This is a genomic window from Roseibium sp. JB4-4 (genome assembly GCF_055693425.1).
In genome coordinates, this window is sequence record NZ_CM146333.1 from 1,845,501 (window position 1) to 1,868,634 (window position 23,134).

A 23,134-nucleotide genomic window follows, 5' to 3' on the forward strand; every position below is an offset into this window, starting at 1 on the left:
ATTGTGATAATTTCTCGCACCTGATTTCTTTTTTTGAAGAGGTAACTCTCATGGACCCACTAGATGACTTCGACCACCGCCTGCTGCGTCTGTTGAGCCTCGATGCACGCCAGACCGGCAAGGAACTTTCCGAAAAGGTCGGTCTGTCGCCTGCAGCGTGTCTGCGACGGGTTCAGCGGCTCCGGGAGATCGGCGCGATCCGTAAGGAAATTGCCATCCTGGCGCCCGAGGTAACCGGCACTACCGTCACCCTGCTCGCCATGCTGGAAATGGTGCGTGGCCAGCCGGAAAGAAATGCCAGAGCCCGTGAGACGCTGTTGAAATTGCCGGAAGTGAAAAAGCTCTACCATGTCACCGGCAAGGCCGACCTGGTGCTGACCATTGAATGCGCCTCCATGGAAGCTTATGCCGCCTTCACCGAAAGGCACTTTTATGCGGAGGAAATAAAGGGCTTCGACACGATCGTTGTGCTGAGATCTTATGATCCGGAGGTGGAGGACTGACACCGCGCTTGACAAAGCCGGCAAGTGCGCTGTGTCCTTGAGTAGTGTCTTTCGCACATCACGGGCTTCATATTCCGGGAGTTATGCGCCAGGGATCTGAAACCGGTCCGATAAAAGGCCTTGTCGCCACCTCGTCTAGTCGCCCAATGGCTGAGGAGCGGTGCGCCCGTGATATGCTGTCAGGGACGCGCGGATCCGGCGCAGGTTCTCCGTTGTTTCCTCGCTTGTGTCGTAAGCGACCGACATGGCGATCGCGTCCAAAACGGCGAGGAATGCATAGCGGCTTGCAGTCGGCTTGAAGATATGCGGGTCTTCCGGCAGATCAACGACGATCGGGATGGAAACGACGCTTGCAAGCCGGCTGCCGGGCTTTGAAATGCAGATTGTCTTTGCACCATAGGCTTCTGCAACCTTTGCGGCGGCGACAATCGCATCGGTTTCGCCACTTGCCGAAAACAGGAGCAGCGTATCACCGCGCCCCAGCGTCGCGGCCCTCATTTGCAGGATGTAACTGTCATTGACGGCCATTGACGTGATGCCCAGCCTGAAAAAGCGGTTGGCCCCCTCCTGCGCAAGCACGGATGACCCTCCGCCCATACCAGCGACAAGCAGCTGCTTGCTGCCTACGATCGCTGTCTTGGCTTGCTCCAGCTGCGCCGGATCGAGCTGCTGGCGCATAGCGTTGGTCGTCGCGTAGATTGCTGCCAGAACGTGGTCGATCGAATTCTCCATGCTGGCAGGCTCTTCACCCACGTCCGGTCGAATATACTGAAGGCTTACCGCCAGATTCTGCGCCAGACGCAGCTTGAATTCCTTGAAACCATCGCACCCCAGCGACCTGCAGAAGCGGATTACGGTCGGGGTGGAAACATCGGCAGCCCCAGCAAGCTCTGCGATGGTCATTGTGCTGATGCGGTCGATATTGGCCTTGACGTAATCTGCAACACGTTGTTCGCGCGTAGCAAGTTGACCGTCTATGCGGTCCAACGCGGAAATCAGATCTGCAACGGCACCCTGACCACGTTTGGGAAGTTCTGTTTCCGCGCCTTCACCATCCGACATTTCCTGCTCCCACGCCTTCATTTTGATTTGTAACGTAAGTACATTTCTTTTTGAAATCCAGACTCAAGATACAGAATTCTGAGCTCGCCTCGCTTAAATTTGTACTTTAGTTAGAAATTTTGCTTGATTTTGTATTTTTACCTCCACACAATGTACTTCAGTTACGTATCTGGGAGGGTGGAATGCAAACGTGGGCACGTCTCGCTAGCGCACGGATCAACACAATCACCGAAGCCGTGGTTGCCTTATTGATGCTGCTGCTGGTGCTTGATGTCTGGCTGGGCGTTGTCGACCGTTATTACTTTCATTGGCAACTCCCCTGGCCCGAGGTCATGGCTCGCTACCTGATGATCTGGGCGGCGATGTTGGCGATTTCCTGCGGTATTGCCCGGCGGGAACATATTGGTCTCACAGCCTTTTTGAATTTGTGGCCCAAGCCAGTGCAGCGAACGGTCCTCATTTTCATGGACCTGCTCGCTCTGAGCCTCTTTCTCTATGTTCTTTGGTATGGCCTTGGCTTCGCTCAAAGCGGCGCCAGCCGGCAGGCAATGATCTTCGGGCTCAGTCTCGAGCCTTTTTATGCAGCCATACCGGTTTCTGCCGCGCTTTGCAGCACTCAGCTCGCTCTCGTTCTTGTGCGGGATCTCGGCACACACCTGGAGTTTCCTGCCGAAGAGGAAGCTGTCTGATGTGGGCGGGCATTGCATTTGTTCTTCTGATCCTGCTCGGCATGCCGATCGGTTTTGCCATTGGTCTTGCCGGGGTTGTCGGTCTGATCGACATGGGCGGCACCCAGTTCCTGTCCATCGGACCGAGCAAGATCTTCAACGGTCTGAATATCTTTCCGTTTCTCGCCATGCCGTTCTTCATCCTTGCCGGTGAAATCATGAACGGCATCGGCATCACCAACAGGCTCGTCAACCTGGCGCAGGTTCTGGTAGGCCGGTTCAGGGGTGGTCTGGCTCACACCAACATGCTGGCTTCTGTTTTCTTTGCCGGATTGACCGGTTCGGCGACTGCAGATGCGGCCGCTTTCGGACGAACACTCGTGCCGGCCATGGTCAAGGAAGGCTACAAGCGCGACTATGCCTGCGCCGTGACCGCAGCCGGTTCCATCATCGGTCCAACCATCCCCCTTCCGGGCTCATGGTTGTCTATGGCTCACTCATGGGCGTTTCGATCGCCGGTCTGTTTGCAGCCGGAATTCTGCCTGGTCTTGTCATCTGCCTGGTCTGCATGGCGGTCATCGTGATTGGCGGAAACCGTGAAAACCTGCCAAAGGCGGCGCGTGGCGCCACCTTGAAGGAAGTCTGGTCGACATTTGTCAGCTCGCTTACGGCGCTGGCCATGCCGATCATTATTCTGGGTGGCATTCTGGGTGGTGTCGTTACGCCGACGGAAGCGGCCTCCATCGCAGTGGCCTACGCGGTCTTCATAGGTGTTTTCGTCTACCGCACGCTCAAGCTCAAAGCCTTCTACCGGATGCTGGTACGCACCGCCCGGATCACCGGCGTCATTTTCGTCATCATCGCCTTTGCCGGAATTCTCGGCTGGTGGATGAGCTTTGAACGTATTCCGCAGCTGATCGCCGAGAACGTTCTAAGCCTGTCCGACAACCGCTACGCGGTCATTGCAATCATCATCGGGCTTTTGCTGCTTGTCGGCATGGTGATGGATATCACCGCGATCCTGATCATCCTTGCACCTGTCCTCGTGCCACTGACCGAGCAGGTCGGTCTGGAACCCATTCACGCCGGGATCATCTTCGTTCTTGCACTGAACATTTCGCTGATGACACCGCCGGTCGGCGCCTGCCTTTTCGTCCTGTCCTCTGTGACGGGGGAAAAGCTCGAACGCATATCGATCAAGCTGATGCCGTTCCTGGTGGCCGAAATCAGCATCCTTTTCATCTTCGCATTCTGGGAAGACGCAGCGTTGATGCTGCCCCGTTTCCTTGGATTTGCCAACTGACCTCATAAGAAACCAGAGAGGACTGAAAAAATGAGACTACTTACAACAGGACTGGCCCTAGCCGTGACCATGACAGCAAGTACCGCGCTCGGTGCTGGCGGTACCATCAAGTTCGGCCACGACAACAAGACTGACCCATTTGAAAATCCGGCACATGCGTGCACAGCAGTGTTTTCCAACCTGGTTCAGGCGGGGACCAACGGCAGCGTAAATGTCGAGGTTTTTGGCTCGAACCAGCTCGGCTCAGCCGCAGAACACGTTCAGCAGGTTCGTGACGGACTGATCCAGGCAACTCTCACGTCTACCGGGGCACTCGCCAGCTACTATCCGCGCATTGATGTTCTGAACCTTCCGTTTGCGTTTGCAGGCAACGAAGCGACCTACAAGGTTTTTGACGGCGACTTCGGCAAAGCGCTCGCAGCCGACATCGAAGCATCATTGGGTGATGTTGTCGTCCTGGGCTTCCCAGACACGGGTGGCTTTTTCGCTGTGACAAACTCGCAAAAGCCAATTGCAAACCTTGAAGACTTCGAAGGCATCCGCATCCGCACTATGACCCTTCCTTCACACCAGACAATTATTCAAGCGCTTGGTGCCGAGGCCTATCCGCTCTCTTGGGGTGAGGTGTATTCCGGTCTGCAGACTGGTGTGATCGACGGTCAGATGAACCCCGTTCCGATCATCTCCTTCGCCAACTTTTCCGAGGTACAGAAGTATCTGACGCTCACCAACCACCTGTTCTCGCCATACACGTTCATGATCAACCGCGCTTTTTATGAAGGTCTCAGCGATGAGGAGCGCGCTACGCTTCATGCAGCGGCGGAAAACTGTGTCACCGCAAGCCGGGGCCTGTCCCGCATAATCGAGTCCTCTGAACGCGGTCTCGCCGGTCTCATGGATGCCATGGAAGTCACCGCTCTGGACGATGCTCAGCGCGAGGCGATGGCCGCGGCGACGCAGCCTGCATTTGAAGGCCACGTGAATGAAAACCTCGATGAAAAGGCGGTTGAGCTCCTGACCCTGTTCAAGGCGGAAGTCGCCAAGGCAAACGCTGAAACCTACCTCGACTAATCAGGGATGGCCGGTGGAGACCCACGACCCGCCGGCCATCTTCCGACAACGAGAACAAGAAACGCCTCTCATTGGACAGGACATTTCAATGCGCGTCTTCTGTGCTTCCATCGCGACTGAAACAAATACATTTTCTCCGCTCCGAACGGATCTCGCCGACTTTAAAGAAAGCTTCTATGCCCCTCCCGGGGAACATCCCGAGACACCAACCCTATGCAGCGGGGTTTTTCCAGCGCTTCGCAAACGCGCACGTGCCGGTGAGATCACTCTGATCGAAGGCACTGCAACCTGGGCAGAACCAGGCGGATTGGTCAACACGTCAACCTGGACCCGATTGCGCGAGGAAATTCTCGGGCAGCTTCATGCCGCACTGCCGCTTGACGCCATCATCCTCGGTCTTCACGGAGCAATGATCGCCGACAATTGTGTCGACTGCGAAGGAGATCTGATCGCTGCGGCTCGCCAGATTGCCGGACGAGCAACTAAGATCGGCGTGACTTTTGATCCGCACAGTCACCTCAGCGACAAGCGCGTCCAGAACGCCGACATCATTACGGTCTTCAAGGAATTTCCGCATACGGATTTTGCTGAGACGGGCGAAGCATGTGTGGACCTCACATTACGGGCATCGCGGGGCGAAATTGAACCGGTCCTGTCTGTGTTCGATGTGCGCATGATCGAAATTCTGCCGACAAGCCGTGCTCCCATGCGTGCTTTCATCGACAAGATGGTGCGCCTTGAACAGTCCGGAACAGCCCTGTCGTTGTCCGTCATCCATGGCTTCATGGCAGGAGACTCGCCCGATCTCGGTGCCAAGGTCCTCGTGACCACCAACAACGCGAAGCAAGCAGGCGATTTGCTGGCTGAAAAACTCGGACTGGAACTGTTTTCCTTTCGAGGAACGACCCGGCCGGAATTTCTGTCGCCAAGTGCAGCCCTTGCAAAGGCAGCAGCGCATCCGCAAGGACCTGTTGTCATTGCCGATGTCTGGGACAATCCCGGCGGTGGGGTAGCAGGCGATTCAACCATATTGCTGCGCCGGGCACTTGATCTGGGATTAACGGAGATTGCGTTCGGTACGATCTGGGACCCTATGGCTGTCCGTCTGTGCCATGCAGCCGGAGAAGGCGCGTGTCTTGACCTCAGGTTCGGGGGAAAACCGCCTCAGACGCCGGCGACCCTGTCGACGGCAACGTTAGGGTGCTTAAGACACAGCGCAACGCTGTGCAAAGCTTTGGTCAGTCCGTTGTTCCCCTTGGAGACAGCGCGGTTATTGATATCAATGGCATTGTCGTGGTTTTGAATTCGAACCGGGCACAGACCTTTTCGCCGGATCTCTTTACCAATCTAGGCATCGACATCACCGCTCAAAAAACACTTGTTGTGAAATCCACGAACCATTTTCACAGCGCATTCGAAACCATTGCTGCGGATATTTTATACTGTGCCGTCGATGGGCCCTATCCGAGCGACCCCAGGAACAACGCCTACACAAGACTGGAACGCCCGATCTGGCCGATCGTCGAAAATCCTCATGAGACCGAAGCTGCTTAAAGAGCCATTGTCGACTGGACTGATTGTCTGGTCATGAAATGACATTGCGTGCTGACAAGCTGACCCTGAACACGATACTCTGCGCCCACAACTGATTTGGCAGCAAGGCAGCTACTGCGCTGTAGCAAATGAGGCATCGGGAATACCGCGTGAGGATAGACCAACCAAATTCCATTCGCTTTCTGTGCGCCTGCTTTTGCCTTCTTGCTATTATGGGCCAATCCGCGAGTGCCCAGGACGAGGCGATCCGGGTGCCGAATTTCTGGGATCCTAAAGCGGTGCATGATCGCCCGAGTACGATCCCGGACAAGATCCAGTTTCTTGCAACTGATGGATATCCACCTTTTGTCTTTCGCGACTCGCAGGGCCGTCTGACAGGTTTCAACGTCGACCTGGCGCGCGCGCTCTGCCAGGAATTGGGCAGCTCCTGCGCGCTGCGGATCAAGGACTTCGATGTTCTTTTGCCGGCGCTTGATGAGGACGAAGGCGATGCCATCATTTCCGGCCTGTCGCGCAATCTGGCGAGCACGCGGCGCCTGAATTTCACTGAAGACTATATGAAGCTGCCCGCCCGGTTCATCGTCGCTGCCGACAAGGCGGCAACATTTGACGAGCAGAAGCTGGACGGCGTCAAAATCAGCGTCGAAACAGGCACACGCTACGAAGCCTTCGCCAACAGGTTCTGGCCCATGGCTGAGATTGTCAGCCTGGAGACGGAAACAGCAGCCCGAGAAGCAATCATATCAGGCGAAGCAGACGCGCATTTCGGCGATGGGCTCAGCCTTTCTTTCTGGCTTCCTAGCCAGGCCGCCGATGGTTGTTGCAAATTTGCGGGCGGTCCCTGGTTGGAGCCCGGCTATTTCGATGAAGGATTGGCAATCGCCACACGCTCAGACGATCCGGAGCGCGCCGCCGCCCTGACTTATGCGCTCCGCCAGCTGCATCAAAAAGGTATCTTCCGCGAGCTTTATCTGCGGTACTTCCCGCAGAGCTTTTACTGACGGTCCACCTTCTCTTTCAGTCCGCTTTTTCTTTCCGGCCTGGTGTCGCCATTTGCCAGGAAAGGAATTGCGAGGCTAAAGGGAAACGAATGCGCACGCGGCGTCAGCGCCGGTCCCAGACCGATTTCCATGCCGTCATGGCCTTTTTCCGGTTCTTCCACATAGGTGCCGAAGAGCCTGTCCCAGATAGAAAGATAGAAACCGTAGTTGGAATCGGTTTCCCGGCGCAGCACCGAGTGATGGATGCGGTGCATGTCCGGCGTGACGATGACGAAGCGCAGAATATTGTCCAGTCCTGCGGGGATACGAAAGTTGGCATGGCTGAAGACGGCTGAAGCATTCAGCACAATCTCGAAGATCAGGACGGCTTCCCAGGGCCCGCCAAGCGCGACGATCACCAACCCCTTCCAGACAAAGGACAAAAGGATTTCTATAGGGTGAAAACGCAGCGCCGTAGTGGCATCGACTTCGCTGTCAGCATGGTGCATCCGGTGGATCTCGCCAGAAAATCGGCACTTTGTGTGACACGACATGCTGGCCCCAGACGGCAAAATCAAGCACGAGAAATGTCAACACGCCGGCAACGAGACCGCCCCAACCCAAGAGGCTAAGGAGCCCCCATCCCTGTTCCTGTGCAAGAAGGGCAAGACCCACACCACCGATCGGGAAGATGAGGCGCACCAGCAGTGCATCCAGGAAGATAATGCCCCAGTTGGTTGGCCAGCGCTTCAGCCTGCTGCTTTTCATCTGCCGCCGTGGCAAACCCGCTTCGAGCAGAGCCATAAGCAGGAAAATGCCGGCAAAACAGGCCATGCGAACCTGATTGATATCCAGCTGTTCAAACATTGGGCCTCGTCATTGCGGAATGGATCATGCGCCTTGCAAAGGCGTCCCCGGCTCTATACGCCAGATACTACCGCCTTTTACATCAAATACCCCTGCGACAGATCACATCATCATGAGCGCCTTTCTCTGGACCCGACCCGACACGCCCGCACACGCCAGCCTGTTGCTTGCCCACGGCGCCGGTGCACCGATGGATTCAACCTTCATGGGAAAGCTCGCCACAGCGCTGGTTCTGCAAGGCGTGGCTGTTGCGCGGTTCGAATTTTCCTATATGGCCGGACGCCGGACCGGCGGTTCCAAACGTCCGCCACCGCGCGCGGACAAGCTGATCAGTGAATTCCAAACGGCACTACAGGCAACCCTGGCGGAAACTGAAGGGCCTTTGCTGATTGGTGGCAAGTCCATGGGTGGACGTGTCGCTGCGATGCTTGGCGGCGGCGGGTCTTTGCCTGCACGGGTTAAAGGCATTTGCTGTTTCGGGTACCCCTTCCATCCGACAGGCAAACCTGATGCGGACTGGCGAATGTCTCCGATCGAAGACGCAAAACGACCCGTTCTGATTCTGCAGGGAGAGAGGGATCCGTTTGGCAACAAAGCTGAATTGGACGAGATCAAGCTGCCGGATCACGTGTCCCTCTCCTATCTGGAGGACGGAAACCACGATTTCGGTCCGCGCGGACGATCCCCGGCAACGCTCGACGGCAATATCGAAATTGCGGCCAAGGCAACGGCAAACTTCGCCCAAGACATTTGATCATTCGGCGGGAGTGATCCCGCGCCCACCTGGCGCCGGTGCCGGCAACTGCCTGCGGCTGCGACGTATCTGAACCAGCCCGGCAAGGTCATCTCCGATCTTGATCAGGGCGGGCACCAGAACAAGCACAAGCGCGGTTGCCGTTGCCAGTCCGAACACAATGGTAATTGCCATCGGCAGCAGGAACTGGGCCTGAAGGCTGGTTTCGAACATCAGAGGAAGCAAGCCTCCGATTGTGGTCATGGATGTCAATAGGACCGCCCTCAATCGATCACAACTGGATCCGACTGCTGCCGAATAGAGCTCCTCTCCAAGCTTCCGGCGCTCTTCGAACCGGGCAACGAGAATGATCGAGTTGTTGACCAGAATGCCAGCCAGCCCGAGCAACCCGATCATACTCAAGATTGTGAGATTGAAGCCCATGAGATAGTGGCCGACAATCGCCCCGACGATACCGAAGGGGATGATCGACATGACCACAAGCGGTCTGGAGTAGCTGGCGAAGATCGCCGCCAGGATGATGTAAATACCGGCAACCGCCATCATCACCCCGGTCAGAAGATCCGAAAAGGCGTTTGACTGTTCCTCGGCACGTCCTGCAAAGGAATATTCAAGACCGTAATTCTGTGCGAGTTCCGGCAGAAATGCCTTATTGAGTTCGGCGATAATCTCGTTGTTGGAAGTGATGGTGCTGTCGACATCGGCAACAACCGTGACAACCGTCTTGCCATCCCGCCTGAGGATCACTGAAAAGCCCTGCGCATCTGTCAGATTGACCACTTCGGTCAAGGGCACGAACTCACCAGCTGGTGTTTTGAGCGAAAGTTGACGAAGCGCCGCCGTACCGTTCTGGTCAAACACCTGTTTCACCCGGACGGCAACTTCTTCATCGCCTTCCGCAAAACGTCTGGCAATATTTCCCTCAAACGCGTTGCGGATCTGTCGTGCTGCGCTTTCGACCGTAAATCCGAGCGTCCTGCCGCGCGGGGTCAACTCGACCAGAAGCTCAGGCTTGCCATAGGGCAGATCGTCTTCCACGCCGCTTGTGCCGGGAAAAGCAGACAGTTCCTGCTGCAACTCTTGAGCGGCTGCCTTCAGATCCTGCAGAGGTGCTCCGGTAAGGCGGATATCCAAGTCCCTGCCAGGAGGCCCGCCGCGTCTTTCCGCAATCGCGATCCGTGAGGTGCCGGGGATGGCGGGAAGTGCCGCTCGCCAGGCACGCACGATTTCCGGTGTTCGCACGGTTCTTTCTTCCGAAAGGGTCAACTGAACCGAAATGCTGGCAATATTGTCGCCGCGATTGTTTCCAGCGGACCCCAGCGTGACATAGGTTGCCCTGACAAGGGATTGATCCAGTCCCTCGGTCAGTTTGGCTTCAGCTTCCTTCAGGGCCTTTTCGATGATCAAAATACCTTCGATGGCCTGCTCTTCGGGAATGCCGGCATGGAAGAACACGGACGCCGTGAGGTTTTCAGCCTCAGGAGAGGGAAAGAACGTGAAACCGACACGTCCGCCGCGCACCAGCCCGACGGCAAGTATTAAGGCAGCAATCGCGATGGCTAAAGTCACATAGCGCCAGTGAACCGCTGCAGACACCAACGCTCTGAATGGATAATCCCGGATCCAGTTGAACCCGCCGTCAAACCCGCGCCGGAACAAGCTTGGTCTTTCTGCACCCTGATCACGTCGTTTGCTGCGCCGCAAGGCTGCCAGAAGGGTCTCAACCGCAACAGCGAGAAGGAAACAGCAGGCGATCAGAGTGACTTCGAAGGCGAATATTCCGACAGTGTCTTTCAGGGCGCGCAACGGATCATCGATCACATCCAGGAAGGGCGGCACTGAAAGATCCGGCTGCGTTACCAGGCCAGTCAGGAAGAATGCCGGTGCTGCAGCCAGAATTGCCACCCGCCACCAGCTCCAACCCGGCCGACTTCCAAGCGCATGGGACAGGTGCCCAGGTAGAATGAGAAAGCATTCGATCACCGACGCAATGACCACCGCGACGACCACGACCGGCAGCGTGCCCATGATCTGCCCAAGCACATCGCTGATCAGGAGGATCGGCAGAAAGGCAGCAATGGTTGTGGCGCTGGCAGCAAATATCGGAGCAAACATGGTCGAGGCTCCGATGATTGCCGCGTTTTCGGGTGAGTCGCCCATGGCCTGCCGCGTTGCAGTGTGTTCGCCAACGACAATCGCGTCATCGACAATCACACCCAACATCATGATGAGCGCGAACATGGAAATCATGTTGATGCTCTCGCTCATCAGCCACATGATCCCGAGTGTGGCCATCATTGCAACGGGTATGCCGGCGGCAACCCAGAAAGCAATCCTGGAATTGAGGAAGAGAAACAGGATCCCGACGACAAGCACCAAGCCGGTCAGACCGTTTTCGACCAGCAGTGTAATTCGTCCTTTGACCGCATCGGCACGGACATCGTATTTCAACAATTCGAGCGACTGCGGTAGTTGCGGGCTGATTTCGGCCAAATAGTCGTCGACGATCTGTGCTGCCTTCAAGGTATCAGTGTTTTCCGCCCGCAGGATCTGCAATTCTATTGCGCGGGTTCCGTTTGAAAACCCCTGATCTTCACCCGTATCGAAATCGCGGCTGACATCTGCAATGTCCTTGACCAGCGTTTTTTCGCCCGTTGCGAAGGACTTTACATCAATTCGACCGACAGCCTCTGGTGACCGCTGCTCCGATAATGCGCGGATCTGGCGCTCCACGGCGCCGTCAAGACTGCCTGCAGGAAGATCGATAGTGTTCCCGGAAATCTGACTGGCAACGTCGGAAATGGTCAGGTCCAGCCGACGCAATTCCCGTTCTGGCACCTCAACGAGATATTCCGGAGACCGGTAGCCGTTCAGCTCCACCTTGTCGATCCCGCGCGCAAGAAGGTCATCCCGGATCTGCCGGGCGAACACCTTCAACGCGTCCTCAGAGAACGGACCTCGCAGCGCGATGGTAGCAACGCCATCGGTAAACGTATTGGAAGATATGACAGGCGTTTCTGAATCTATTGGTAGCGTCGTAATGTTCGAAATGGCCTGTTCGACGTCAGATAGTGCCACCTGCATGTTGGCACCTTCCAGAAACTCCATTCTGATCGTCGCGCTGCTTTCCCGTCCGTAGGAGATGATTTCATCGAGACTGTCCAAAAACCGCAATTCCGGCTCGACCACTTCCAGAATATTCGATGTAACATCCTCAGCGCTTGCGCCAGGCCAGGTGATCGAAACAGTGATCATCTCTGTCTTGACGGTCGGAAAAAACTGCGTATTGAGCTTTGCAAGCCCATACGCACCGAAGAGCACCATGACGGCCATAATGAGATTGGCCGCATTGGGGTGGCGAACAATGACCTCGAGCAGACCGCGGGACTTTCCTTCAAAAACCATCAGCCGTCCCTTTACCGATTGTCGCCGGAAGCGGTGTCCGTCTGACCGGCATTCTGCGAGGCAGTGCCCTCGTCACCGGATGCGATGTCCTGCACGAGCAGGCCTTCTCCAGCTTCGGGTATACGTGTCACGAGCAGCGTTTCTCCCGGCTCAAGATCCCCTTTCACCAGGATGAAGCCGTCATCAATGGCAAGCGCCATCACCGCGCGCCGTTCAAGCCTGTCATCCTTGACGACGTAGACAGTCCCTTCGCCATAGTATGCGGTTTCGGGAATGCTGAAGCTGTCGGCATAGGTCTGGTCAGGTACGGAAACTTCCACAAATGCGCCAGGGCGAAGAGGTACATCCACGCCTTTACTTTCAATAGAGGCGATCAAGTCGACACCGCCTCTGGTACTGGCAACGTCCGCACCGATGCGCGTAACAACGGCCCTATAGCTGATTGGAACATTGCCCAGGTACCAGGTCACCTCCACAGACCGCCCGACAACCGTGCCACTTTCAGCGAGCAGACGACCATACTGGTTGTCCGACAAAGTGAACCGCACTTCGAATTCGTCGCTGCTATAGAGCGAGACAACGGCGTCATTGACATTGACGAGCCGACCAGGCTCCGCTTCCTCTGAGCGCACAATCGCGTCAAACGGAGCCCTCAAGATTGTGTTGCTCAGCTGACGCTCTGCATTCTCCATGCGCCATTCCAGCCGTTTGATGGCAGCCTTTTGCTGAACCACCTTAGCCTCTTCCAAGGCAAGAGAATTTTCGGTCTGTTCCAGCGACTGCTGCCGCTGAGAGACAAGAAGCTTTCGCTCATCGAGGGTCCGCTCGGTAACCGCCCCTCTGCCCAAAAGCTCCTGTGCTCGTTCCAGATCACGCGCGGCAAAATCCAGTTGTTCCTTGACCCGGACAACATTTGCCTTTTCCAGCCGAACCCGACCTTCGCTTTCCACCAGGGCGGCCTGCGCTTCTGCCATATTGGCCTCCGCCTCGGTCACCGCGCCCTCGTAGTCGAAGCGATCGATTGCGACCAGCACTTCACCCTGCGCAACCTGGCCACCCGCTTTCAGGTCCGGATGAACCTCAACCACCTCACCGGCAACCAGCGTCCTCAAATCAACTTCACGTCCGGCCATTGTTTCGCCGAAAACATTGATCATCGGAGCATAATCGCCGCGCACGGCTTCAACCGTGGTAACGGCGTAACTCTTTTCCTGGACAGGCCGCTTGGGAACATCGGGTTTGGTTGCAACAAGCGAGTTCATGCCTGTCACCGCACCAAACAGTATGGCAAATGCAAGTAAAGCCTGAAGTAGGGCCTTTAGCACAGTCGCGATCCGTCCGGGCCGCCGGTCCTGCTCCCTGTGTTCAGGTGGCAGGACTTCAGAGACCTGCGTGTTGGCGGTTTCGGACTTAATAGACTGCAGCATGTTCTGTGCACCCGGAGGTCAAGACGCTTCTAAGGCCAAGCATTGCTTTGCCGGTTCGAAGGATAAATTTCCTTCGCGATGCAAAATTCAAGAGTCACATAAGCGCGGATCTGACGTTTGGCACGTTGAAAAGTGTAACAGAATGTTGCTGAAAGCGGCGATTGCGTTTCGGAAAGGGGAACGGGCACACAATTAACTGAGCGCCCGTTCCTGCATTCGTTCAGTCGTCGAACTCGTATTTGGTGCTGCAGAACTCACAGGTAACGACGATTTTTCCATCAACTGTCATCTGCTCGATTTCTTCAGCACTGAAGCCAGCCAGAACGCCTTCGATCTTCTCACGCGAACAGCGGCATTTGTCCAACAGGGGCTGAGGCTCGAAGAGACGCACACCGCGTTCATGGAACAGTCGGAACAGCAACATTTCTACACTGACCTCCGGATCGGTCAGCTCGACATCCTTGACTGTTTCGACCAAAAGCTTGGCTTCAACCCAGGCGTCGTCTTCTTCAACTTCGTGAAGTTCGGTGCCATGCGGAGCATCGCCTGGATCCAGATCCGCCTGGCGCATCCGCTCGGGAGACTCGGGCAGAAATTGCACCACCACCCCGCCTGCGGTCCAGCTCTGGTCGGGGCTTTCGCCTTCCTGTCTGGTGAAGAGTTCGCCGACAGCAAGACGGACTTCAGTCGGGATTTGCTCAGACCGTTCGAAATACCGCCGAGCAACCTCTTCCAGCGAGACACCGTCCAGCTCCACAAGGCCCTGGTAGCGCTGCATATGCTGGCCCTGATCGATTGTCATGGCCAGATGACCGTGGCCAAGCAGGGCCTCTGGTGCCGCCTTTCCTGCTTCCATGAGCGCCTCGACCCTGTCAGCGTCATAGGTCGCACAGGCACGAATTGCATCTGGAGATGCAAAATCGACAACCAGCATGGATACCGGTCCTTGCGTCTGTGTCTGCAGGGTGAAGCGCCCGTCGAACTTGAGCGACGTGCCCAGCAGGCAGGTCAGTACGATCGCTTCGGCCAGAAGGCGAGAGACCGGCTCCGGATAGTCATGCCGGTCCAGGATGGATTGCAAAACCGGACCGAGCGCAACAGCACGACCCCGGACGTCCAGAGATTCAACAGCAAAGGGCCGGACAGCATCCAGCCCTGCGGGCGTGATGCCCAGTTCATCAAGATTCAATGCCACGATGGAATTGCCTTAACTTGCGCCGAAGCACCAGGCCAGAATACCCTTCTGGGCATGGAGCCGGTTTTCTGCTTCGTCAAACACCACAGAGTTGGGACCGTCCATCACTTCCGACGTCACTTCCTCGCCGCGATGAGCCGGTAGGCAGTGCATGAACAAAGCGTCGCTGTTCGCTTCCGACATCAGACGCTTGTTCACCTGATAGGCGCTGAGCAGATTGTGACGCGATTCCGCGTCATCATCGCCCATGGACACCCAGCAGTCGGTCACGACACAGTCGGTCCCCTTGACCGCCTCATATGGGTCTGTGGTCACGATAATTGAACCACCCTTGGCGCGGGCAGCATCGATAAGGTCTTGCGGCGGTGCCAATTCGGCTGGTGTTGCAATGCGCAGTTCGAAGTCGAGACGCGGGGCTGCGTGAACCCACGACGCCAGAACGTTGTTGTTGTCGCCTGTCCAGGCAACGCTCTTGCCCCTGATAGATCCGCGATGTTCTTCAAACGTCATCACATCGGCCATGATCTGACAGGGGTGTGAGACTTTGGTCAGCCCGTTGATAACCGGAACGGTTGCGTTTTCGGCAAGTTCATTGAGTTCATGATGATCGAGGATACGGATCATGATGGCATCGACGAAACGCGACAGAACCTTGGCCGTATCTGCAATGGTTTCTCCCCGGCCCAGCTGCATTTCAGTGCCGGTCAGCATCAAGGTTTCGCCGCCCAGCTCACGCATGCCGACATCAAAGGATATGCGCGTGCGTGTCGAGGGTTGTTCGAAGATCATGGCCAGCACCTTGCCCGCAAGCGGACCTTCGCCGCGGCGTACACCGTTGCGGCTGGACTTGATCTTGAGACCGGTGTCGAGAATGGCGCGCAGTTCGTCGCCTTCAAATTGAGTCAGATCCAGAAAGTTCCGGTAGCTTCCGTTCGCGGTCATTCTGCCGCTCCTTCCACCAGTTTCGCTTCGATCGCCAGCGCGGCCTCTTCAAGGCGCTCTACGGCAATTGAGATTTCATCTTCGCTAATTGTGAGCGGCGGCATGATGCGCACCACGTTGTCGCCCGCAGGCACCGCCAGCAAGCCCGCTTCGCGCGCGGCACCCACATATTCACCAACGGGCACAACACACCGTATGCCCAACATCAGACCGTTGCCTCGCACCTGATCCAGCACTTTGGGATGACTGTCCACGAGGCCCGCAAGCTTCTGCTTGAGATGGAGCCCTTTGTGTCGGACATCTTCCAGAAAGCCGTCACCAAGCACGACGTCCAGGACAGCGTTGCCGACCGACATAGCGAGAGGGTTGCCGCCGAAAGTCGTTCCATGCGTTCCCGGTGCTAGCGCTTCCGCGCAGTCCGCGGTCGCAAGACAGGCACCCATCGGGAACCCGCCGCCGATGCCTTTGGCAACAGCCATGATGTCCGGCTCAATGCCGCTCCACTCATGAGCAAAAAATTTGCCCGTGCGCCCGACGCCTGTCTGGATTTCGTCCAGGATCAACAAGATACCTTGATCGTCACACAGCTGGCGCACGGCACGCAGGAAGTCCGTCGGGATCTCCCGAATACCGCCCTCACCCTGGACAGGTTCAAGCGCAATCGCCGCCGTCTGCGGTCCGAGAGCCTCCTTGAGAGCATCCAGATCGTTTGCAGGCACTTGATCGAAACCCGGTGCCTTCGGGCCAAATCCTTCCAGATATTTGGCTTGGCCGCCCGCGGCGATGGTCCCCAGTGTCCGGCCGTGGAACGCTCCCTCGAACGTGACGATATGGTAGCGTTCCGGCTGTCCTTTGTCGAAATGGTACCTGCGCGCGCACTTGATGGCGGCTTCCATCGCTTCAGCGCCGGAATTCACAAAAAGCACCTTTTCGGCAAAAGAAGCGTCGCAAAGGCGCTGCGCAAGGCGCTCACCCTCCGGTATCTGATGAAGGTTGGACACGTGCCACAGTTTTGCGGCCTGCTCCTGTAGCGCCGACACCAGGTGCGGATGGCTATGCCCGATGGAATTGACAGCAATACCGGAACCGCAATCGAGGAATCGTCGGCCGTCTTTCGTAACAAGCCAGACACCTTCCCCATGATCAAACGACAGGTTCGATCTTGCGTAGTTACCGAATAATGCAGTCTTGGACATAACCTCTTTTGTCTCCTTAAGAACGCCTGCACGAAGGTGACGTTCGCGCCCGACAGGAGCAACGATGTCACAGTTACTGTGTCAGGCCAAAATGCAACATGCCGCCCCGAAGAGGCGGCACGCTGCGGTTTTCTTATACACCCCCGGCCCCAAGGCCTGTCAATGGAAATGGCGCTTCGCCGCAACCTGCAGCCCCTGAGCGCAGATTCAGCAAAAGTCTCAAGGGTCTCGCCATACTTGGGGAAAAGTCGCTTCATCCCCAATTGGTTTTGGGCGAATGGTTGCCTGACAAATTAACGTTATTGTAACCTCTTGATATTCAAACACGAGATCTCGTGGGGCTAATCATTCTTAGGCACTAGATATGCCATATCAGGCGTGCCTGCGCATGCCAAGCACGGGGTTAATGGCCGGCAAAACGGTCAAATGAAAAGGTGCGGCAATGAGTTGGACAGACGAACGGGTTGAGCTTCTCAAAAAGCTTTGGAGCGATGGCTTGAGTGCAAGTCAGATTGCGGGTGAGCTGGGTGGCGTAACCCGGAACGCCGTCATCGGCAAAGTACACCGACTTGGATTGTCAGGTCGCGCAAAGTCCTCCTCGTCCAGCAGCAAACCTCGTCGTCCGCGCACAAGCGCGCCCGCAGCCGGGACTTCGGCACCCAAAAAACCGACACCTCAACCACAGACTATTGGGGCGACGGCGCTGAAGGCCGACATTGCACCAACACCCATCGTCGAAGCAGAGCCTGACCTTGAGCCGATCGCAGAGCTGATCCCGATTTCCGAACGCGCGTCGATCCTGACCCTGACCGAACGGACATGCAAATGGCCGATTGGCGATCCGGCAACCGATGACTTTTACTTCTGCGGCCGCCAATCCGACGCAGGTGTTCCCTACTGCGCGCACCATTGTAAAATCGCCTATCAACCGGTTGCAGACCGCCGCCGTGATCGCAAAGTGATCGCCCGCGCAGGATAGCGGTCAAGCAGCAGCAAAAATGCAAAGCCCGCCAGATTGGCGGGCTTTTTTGTTGTGATTTTTGCACCTGGAATTCGTCACTTCATCATGCAACCACCGAAAACTGATCGTTGAATGCATAGCCGGCACCGCGGACCGTTCGGATCGGGTCTCTTGCCTTGCCCTTATTCAGAGCCTTGCGGAGGCGGCCAACGTGAACATCAACGGTCCGCTCGTCGACATAGACATCATGCCCCCAAACACCGTCAAGCAGTTGCTCACGCGAGAAAACCCGTCCGGGTGAGGTCATGAGAAATTCCAGCAGACGGAATTCCGTCGGCCCAAGGTGGACTTCTTTCGCATTCCTGCGAACCCTGTGCGTTTCACGGTCCAGTTCGATATCTCCGGACCGGAGCATTGTAGACACAACTTCAGGACTTGCCCGGCGCAAGATTGCGCGGACCCGCGCCATCAATTCAGGTACGGAAAACGGTTTGACCACATAGTCGTCCGCCCCTGTCGACAGTCCTCTGATACGCTCTGCCTCTTCACCGCGCGCCGTCAGCATAATGACGGGCAATCGCTCGGTGTCTTCCCTGGCTCTCAAGCGCCGACACAACTCGATCCCAGACAGGCCCGGAAGCATCCAGTCGAGCAGCAAAAGGTCCGGCACGCTTTCCCGCAACCGAATTTCTGCCTCATCGCCACGAATACACGATTCAACCGTGTATCCTTCGGCTTCCAGATTGTATCTCAACAGAAGACTAAGCGGTTCTTCGTCTTCAACGATGAGCACCTTCGGCATACATCTCGCTCCATGTCATGCAGCAGGCGCAGCCGCGCCGGCTGGATCATTTTTCCGCAAGTTCGTTCGGCGACTAAGAAACGCTGGTGGTTTCGTCCAGCTTGGTCCGTTCTTCCGGCAGCCGGTCACCGGTCACCATGTAAAAGACGTTTTCAGCAATGTTGGTCGCGTGATCACCAATGCGTTCAATGTTCTTTGCGCAGAAAAGGAGATGGACACACTGCGTGATAACCCTTGGATCTTCCATCATGTAGGTCAGCAGCTCGCGGAACAGCGATGTATAGATTGCGTCCACTTCCGCATCGGCTTCCTGCACGCGTTTCGCGGCTTCCGGGTCCTTGCGGGTATAGGCGTCCAGGACCTGCTTCAGCTGGTTCAGCGCAAGCTCGGTCATGTGCTCGACACCTATCGCAAGCTTTTTGGAACCGAGGCTGTTGTCGATTGCAATGGCGCGTTTTGCAACGTTCTTGGCCAGGTCGCCAACGCGTTCCAGATCATTGGCGATACGCGTGGCGGCCGTAATTTCCCGCAGGTCCTGACCCATGGGCTGACGGCGCGCGATCATTTCGATCAGCTTTGCTTCCACTTCCTGATGCAACGTATCAAGCCGTTCATCCTGGGCAATGGTGGTTTTGGCCAATTCCAGGTCCCGTGACACCAGAGCAGAAACGGCATCGGCGAAAGCCTTTTCGGCCAAGCCGCCCATTTCAGCGACCTTGCCAGCCATTTCTGTCAGTTCTTCGTCATAGGCAGAGACTGTATGTTCAGACATACTTTGTCCTCTTTAGTAATCTCGAAAGAATTTCTTAGCCGAAGCGGCCAGTTATATAATCCTGAGTACGCTTGTCTTTCGGGTTTGTGAAGATGTCCTGTGTCGGACCCTCTTCAACCAGAATGCCAAGGTGGAAGAACGCCGTACGCTGGGACACACGCGCTGCCTGCTGCATGGAGTGCGTCACAATCACGATCGTATAGTTCTCGCGCAGTTCGTCGATCAGCTCTTCCACCTTCGCGGTCGCAATCGGATCCAAAGCCGAACACGGCTCGTCCATGAGGATCACTTCAGGACTGACGGCAATCGCCCGGGCAATACATAGACGCTGCTGCTGACCGCCGGACATGCCGGTTCCGGGCTCATCCAGCCGGTTCTTCACCTCTTCCCAGAGACCTGCCTTTTGCAGGCTGGAAGAGACGATGTCATCGAGTTCTGACTTGTTTTTTGCCAGACCATGAATGCGCGGACCGTAGGCGATGTTGTCATAAATCGACTTCGGAAACGGGTTCGGTTTCTGGAACACCATGCCGACCTTGGCGCGCAACTGCACCGGATCGACCTTGGGATCGTAGATGTCTTCGCCGTCAATCTTGATCGAGCCTTCGACTCGGCAAATGTCGATGGTGTCGTTCATACGATTGATAGTCCGCAGAAACGTCGACTTGCCACAACCTGATGGGCCGATAAAGGCCGTCACCGAACGTGGCTGGATTTCAATGTCCACGTCCTTGATGGCCTGGTTGTCGCCGTAATAGACCTGAACCTTGTTTGCAGAGATTTTGCTATCGGTCATTTTAATCGCCTGTTCAATGTTCGGCATCTCGTTCATCGCATCAATCCTCACCAGCGGCGTTCAAACCTGCGGCGCAGGATGATCGCGAGAATGTTCATTGTGAGCAGGAAGATCAGCAGGACGATGATACCGCCCCAGGCTTTTTCGTAGAATGCGTAGTCCGCCCTGGCTGCCCAGGTGTAGATCTGCGCCGGCATGGCAGAGTTCGGGTCAAGGAAACCCGAAACGAAGCCGTCCGGATATCCGCGCGCTACAAAGCCGACCATACCGATCAGAAGCAGAGGTGCAGTTTCACCCAGCGCCTGTGCCAGACCAATAATGGTGCCTGTCAGAATACCCGGCATCGCAAGTGGCAAGACGTGATGGAAGATCGCCTGCATTTTCGACGCGCCCACACCAAGTGCCGCGTCGCGAATGCTCGGAGGTACCGCCTTCAGCGAGGCACGTGTCGAGATAATGATCGTGGGGAGCGTCATCAGTGTCAGAACAAGGCCGCCGACCAGCGGTGCTGATTGCGGCAAATGCATGAACTGGATGAAGACGGCCAGACCCAGGATACCGAACACAATGGAAGGAACGGCAGCCAGGTTCGAAATGTTCACCTCGATCAGATCAGTGAACTTGTTCTGCGGTGCGAACTCTTCAAGGTAGATGGAGGCAGCCACGCCAATGGGGAGCGACAGAAACAGAACCACCAGCATCATGAAGAAGGAGCCAATCACCGATGCACCGATGCCGGCACCTCCCGGATTGTCAACGCCAGAATCTGCTCCGGTTATGAAGCTCCAGTTGAAGACAGACCTAATGATACTGGCTTCAACCAGAATGTCGACGAGATCCAGATCCGTTTTTTGCAAGAAACGGCTGTCGGTCATGTTCTCGCGTGTCACGCGTCCGTTGATGTATCCGTCCACGCGGGAGGAAGCTGCCAACTCGAACGAAACGGGCTGTCCAAGCTGGCTCTCATCCGCCTTGAAAAACGACCTGATGTCGCCACCAGGCTTGCCGACGATGCGTTCAATCGTGCTGGCGTCGAACGGAACGTCGAGGCCCTTTTCCTCAAGCTGACCTTGCAGCGCGCCGATAAAGATCTGCTCGTAGGCCTTGGTCTTGAAGAGCTGGCCCTCGGCTTCGTCATACTGCTCCTGTGTCAGCGTGAACTCCACCTCGACAATCGTCTTGGTGAAGGCGGGAATGCCCTCGGAAATGATGGCAATGGCCAGGACAACGAGGAAAAACAGGCCTATTCCAATCGCCCCTATCCCGTAGGCTTGAAAGCGCTTCTCCGCTGCGTTCCGTTTGCGGGTCAGTTCATCGATCGCATAAAGAGACTTCGGTTGCGCAGGCTTCGCGCTGGAGGGCTCAGATGTTGCGGGAGGAAGTGTTGCGTCGGTCATCAGTCATACTGCTCCCGGTACTTGCGCACGATGTAGAGTGCGACGATGTTAAGTCCAAGTGTCACCACAAAGAGCGTCATGCCGAGGGCAAAGGCAACCAGGGCAACCGGGGAAGCAAAGTCGGCATCGCCGGTCAACTGACTGACGATTTTCGCAGTCACCGTCGTCATGGCTTCGAAAGGATTGAGGCTCAGGCGCGCAGCTGCACCAGCGCCGAGTACAACGATCATCGTTTCGCCGATTGCACGCGAGGCAGCGAGCAGGATTGCACCGACAATACCCGGAAGAGCTGCAGGGAGAATGACCTGCTTTACCGTTTCCGATTTCGTTGCGCCAAGACCGTAGGAGCCGTCACGCATCGCCTGGGGAACTGCATTGATGATATCGTCGGAGAGCGAGCTCACAAACGGGATCAGCATGATGCCCATCACGAGACCCGCTGTCATGACCGCCGTTCCGGCTTGCATGATACCAAGCCCATTGTCGCCGAATACCGACAAGAGAAGCGGCCCGACTGTCAGCAATGCGAAGAGACCGTAAACAATGGTCGGGATACCGGCCAGGATCTCAAGAAGCGGCTTGGCAACAGAGCGAACCCGCGAACTGGCATATTCAGACAGATAGACTGCTGCAAAGAGGCCGATCGGAACCGCCACGACAAGAGCGACAATCGAAATATAGAATGTGCCCCAAAGCAGTGGAATGATACCAAGTTCCGATGAACCGCCACGACCGGAGAAACTCGGCGACCAGGTCAGGCCAAAAAGAATTCCGTAGCCGGATAGAGCCTGAAGAATTCAATCGTGTTGAAGACCAGAGACAGCACGATCCCCACGGTTGTCAGAATGGCGATCAGGGCCGCAGAGAACAGGATGACCCTTATCCCCTTTTCCACCGTGTTTCGTGCGCGGAAATCCTTGTTTGTTTCCTTCAGCCCCCAAAGCGCACCCGCAATCGCTATAAGGACAACAACAATCGACATGTAAAGATTGCCGGTTGCAACCATGATCCGATAGGACTGCGCAGCCCGCATGACCGGCTGCGTGATGTCGGATGTCACGATCTGCCCGGCTTCTTTCAGGCGAGTTGTAATGTCGGTGAAATCGGCACGAGCGTTTCGCGCAAACTCTTCACTCATCTGACCAGCTGCCACGGCGTTGTCCAGACCGGTCGCGGCGCGGCGCACCTCAGCCATGACAAGGCCCAGCGACGAGCCCTCCTGAATGGCGGTATCCGGAATAGTGCTGGAAACGGTACTGTTAATGTAAAACGGCTGCGCCAGCAGCCAGACAATCAAAACCAGAAACGCAGGAACAGCGGCCTTCATGGCCACGTTTGCTCCATAATAAGACGGAAGAGAGTGCAGTTGACTGATCTCTCCAGCAGCGCTGGAAAAGGCACGTGCGCGCCCCACGATGTAGCCCGCCAAAGAAATGGCAAGCACGATCACGACGAGCCAGAACAAGGACATATGGTCCC

Annotated in this window: 16 protein-coding genes and 4 pseudogenes; 8 read left to right on the top strand and 12 right to left on the bottom strand. The window is 56.3% G+C overall.

The window, feature by feature from the left end; translation table 11 throughout:
- Positions 1-50: 50 nt before the first annotated feature.
- On the top strand, positions 51-503 hold the full coding sequence (locus ACZ1HV_RS08470; protein WP_298813516.1) for an Lrp/AsnC family transcriptional regulator: 453 nt from the start codon (positions 51-53) through the stop codon (positions 501-503).
- Between the two features lie 135 nt (positions 504-638).
- Here ACZ1HV_RS08470 and ACZ1HV_RS08475 read toward each other — a convergent pair whose 3' ends face one another.
- The gene (locus tag ACZ1HV_RS08475) at positions 639-1,565 is read right to left on the bottom strand and encodes a MurR/RpiR family transcriptional regulator (RefSeq protein ID WP_472717821.1); all 927 of its coding nucleotides are present in this window, start codon (positions 1,563-1,565) and stop codon (positions 639-641) included.
- A 182-nt stretch (positions 1,566-1,747) separates the two neighbouring features.
- Here ACZ1HV_RS08475 and ACZ1HV_RS08480 point away from each other — a divergent pair, with 182 nt between their 5' ends.
- From ACZ1HV_RS08480 to ACZ1HV_RS08500, 5 genes and pseudogenes are all read left to right on the top strand, one after another.
- Complete coding sequence (locus ACZ1HV_RS08480) at positions 1,748-2,254, top strand: TRAP transporter small permease (protein ID WP_298813520.1); 507 nt, start codon at positions 1,748-1,750, stop codon at positions 2,252-2,254.
- Between the two features lie 41 nt (positions 2,255-2,295).
- Positions 2,296-3,536, top strand: a pseudogene (locus ACZ1HV_RS08485) (TRAP transporter large permease).
- 30 nt (positions 3,537-3,566) lie between these two features.
- On the top strand, positions 3,567-4,607 hold the full coding sequence (locus ACZ1HV_RS08490; RefSeq protein WP_298983631.1) for a TRAP transporter substrate-binding protein: 1,041 nt from the start codon (positions 3,567-3,569) through the stop codon (positions 4,605-4,607).
- Between the two features lie 88 nt (positions 4,608-4,695).
- Positions 4,696-6,161 (top strand): annotated as a pseudogene (locus ACZ1HV_RS08495) (M81 family metallopeptidase).
- A 149-nt stretch (positions 6,162-6,310) separates the two neighbouring features.
- A complete protein-coding gene (locus ACZ1HV_RS08500) occupies positions 6,311-7,162 on the top strand; it encodes a transporter substrate-binding domain-containing protein (protein WP_472717822.1) in 852 nt (283 codons plus the stop codon).
- Here ACZ1HV_RS08500 and ACZ1HV_RS08505 read toward each other — a convergent pair.
- Positions 7,156-8,008: pseudogene (locus tag ACZ1HV_RS08505) on the bottom strand (sterol desaturase family protein). The gene ACZ1HV_RS08500 and the pseudogene ACZ1HV_RS08505 overlap by 7 nt on opposite strands.
- 112 nt (positions 8,009-8,120) lie before the next feature.
- Between ACZ1HV_RS08505 and ACZ1HV_RS08510 the strand changes: the two are divergent.
- Positions 8,121-8,762, top strand: a complete 642-nt coding sequence (locus ACZ1HV_RS08510; protein WP_298813532.1) for an alpha/beta family hydrolase — start codon at positions 8,121-8,123, stop codon at positions 8,760-8,762.
- On the opposite strand, the gene ACZ1HV_RS08515 is transcribed toward ACZ1HV_RS08510, so the two are convergent.
- From ACZ1HV_RS08515 to ACZ1HV_RS08535, 5 genes are all read right to left on the bottom strand, one after another.
- The gene (locus ACZ1HV_RS08515; protein WP_472717823.1) at positions 8,763-12,167 is read right to left on the bottom strand and encodes an efflux RND transporter permease subunit; all 3,405 of its coding nucleotides are present in this window, start codon (positions 12,165-12,167) and stop codon (positions 8,763-8,765) included.
- A gap of 11 nt (positions 12,168-12,178) precedes the next feature.
- Entirely contained in the window at positions 12,179-13,594 is a 1,416-nt protein-coding gene (locus ACZ1HV_RS08520) for an efflux RND transporter periplasmic adaptor subunit (RefSeq protein WP_472717824.1), read from the bottom strand.
- 220 nt (positions 13,595-13,814) lie between these two features.
- On the bottom strand, positions 13,815-14,789 hold the full coding sequence (locus ACZ1HV_RS08525; RefSeq protein WP_298813538.1) for an Hsp33 family molecular chaperone: 975 nt from the start codon (positions 14,787-14,789) through the stop codon (positions 13,815-13,817).
- A 12-nt stretch (positions 14,790-14,801) separates the two neighbouring features.
- Positions 14,802-15,731 carry an ornithine carbamoyltransferase gene (gene argF, locus ACZ1HV_RS08530; protein WP_298813540.1) on the bottom strand — a complete coding sequence of 310 codons (930 nt, stop codon included), beginning with the start codon at positions 15,729-15,731 and terminating at the stop codon, positions 14,802-14,804.
- Entirely contained in the window at positions 15,728-16,927 is a 1,200-nt protein-coding gene (locus tag ACZ1HV_RS08535; RefSeq protein ID WP_298813542.1) for an aspartate aminotransferase family protein, read from the bottom strand. Before ACZ1HV_RS08535 ends, argF begins: the two co-directional genes overlap by 4 nt.
- Before the next feature lie 442 nt (positions 16,928-17,369).
- Here ACZ1HV_RS08535 and ACZ1HV_RS08540 point away from each other — a divergent pair, with 442 nt between their 5' ends.
- Entirely contained in the window at positions 17,370-17,906 is a 537-nt protein-coding gene (locus tag ACZ1HV_RS08540; RefSeq protein ID WP_298813544.1) for a GcrA family cell cycle regulator, read from the top strand.
- A gap of 85 nt (positions 17,907-17,991) precedes the next feature.
- On the opposite strand, the gene phoB is transcribed toward ACZ1HV_RS08540, so the two are convergent.
- From phoB to pstC, 5 genes and pseudogenes are all read right to left on the bottom strand, one after another.
- Complete coding sequence (gene phoB / locus ACZ1HV_RS08545; RefSeq protein ID WP_298813546.1) at positions 17,992-18,690, bottom strand: phosphate regulon transcriptional regulator PhoB; 699 nt, start codon at positions 18,688-18,690, stop codon at positions 17,992-17,994.
- Between the two features lie 73 nt (positions 18,691-18,763).
- Positions 18,764-19,462: a phosphate signaling complex protein PhoU gene (phoU, locus tag ACZ1HV_RS08550; RefSeq protein ID WP_298813548.1), complete on the bottom strand. Its 699-nt coding sequence runs from the start codon at positions 19,460-19,462 to the stop codon at positions 18,764-18,766.
- A 34-nt stretch (positions 19,463-19,496) separates the two neighbouring features.
- Positions 19,497-20,258, bottom strand: a complete 762-nt coding sequence (gene pstB / locus ACZ1HV_RS08555) for a phosphate ABC transporter ATP-binding protein PstB (RefSeq protein WP_247649271.1) — start codon at positions 20,256-20,258, stop codon at positions 19,497-19,499.
- Positions 20,259-20,305: 47 nt separating this feature from the next.
- Entirely contained in the window at positions 20,306-21,655 is a 1,350-nt protein-coding gene (gene pstA, locus ACZ1HV_RS08560) for a phosphate ABC transporter permease PstA (RefSeq protein WP_298813551.1), read from the bottom strand.
- Positions 21,655-23,126, bottom strand: a pseudogene (pstC, locus tag ACZ1HV_RS08565) (phosphate ABC transporter permease subunit PstC). Before pstC ends, pstA begins: the two are co-directional and overlap by 1 nt.
- Positions 23,127-23,134 lie beyond the last annotated feature (8 nt).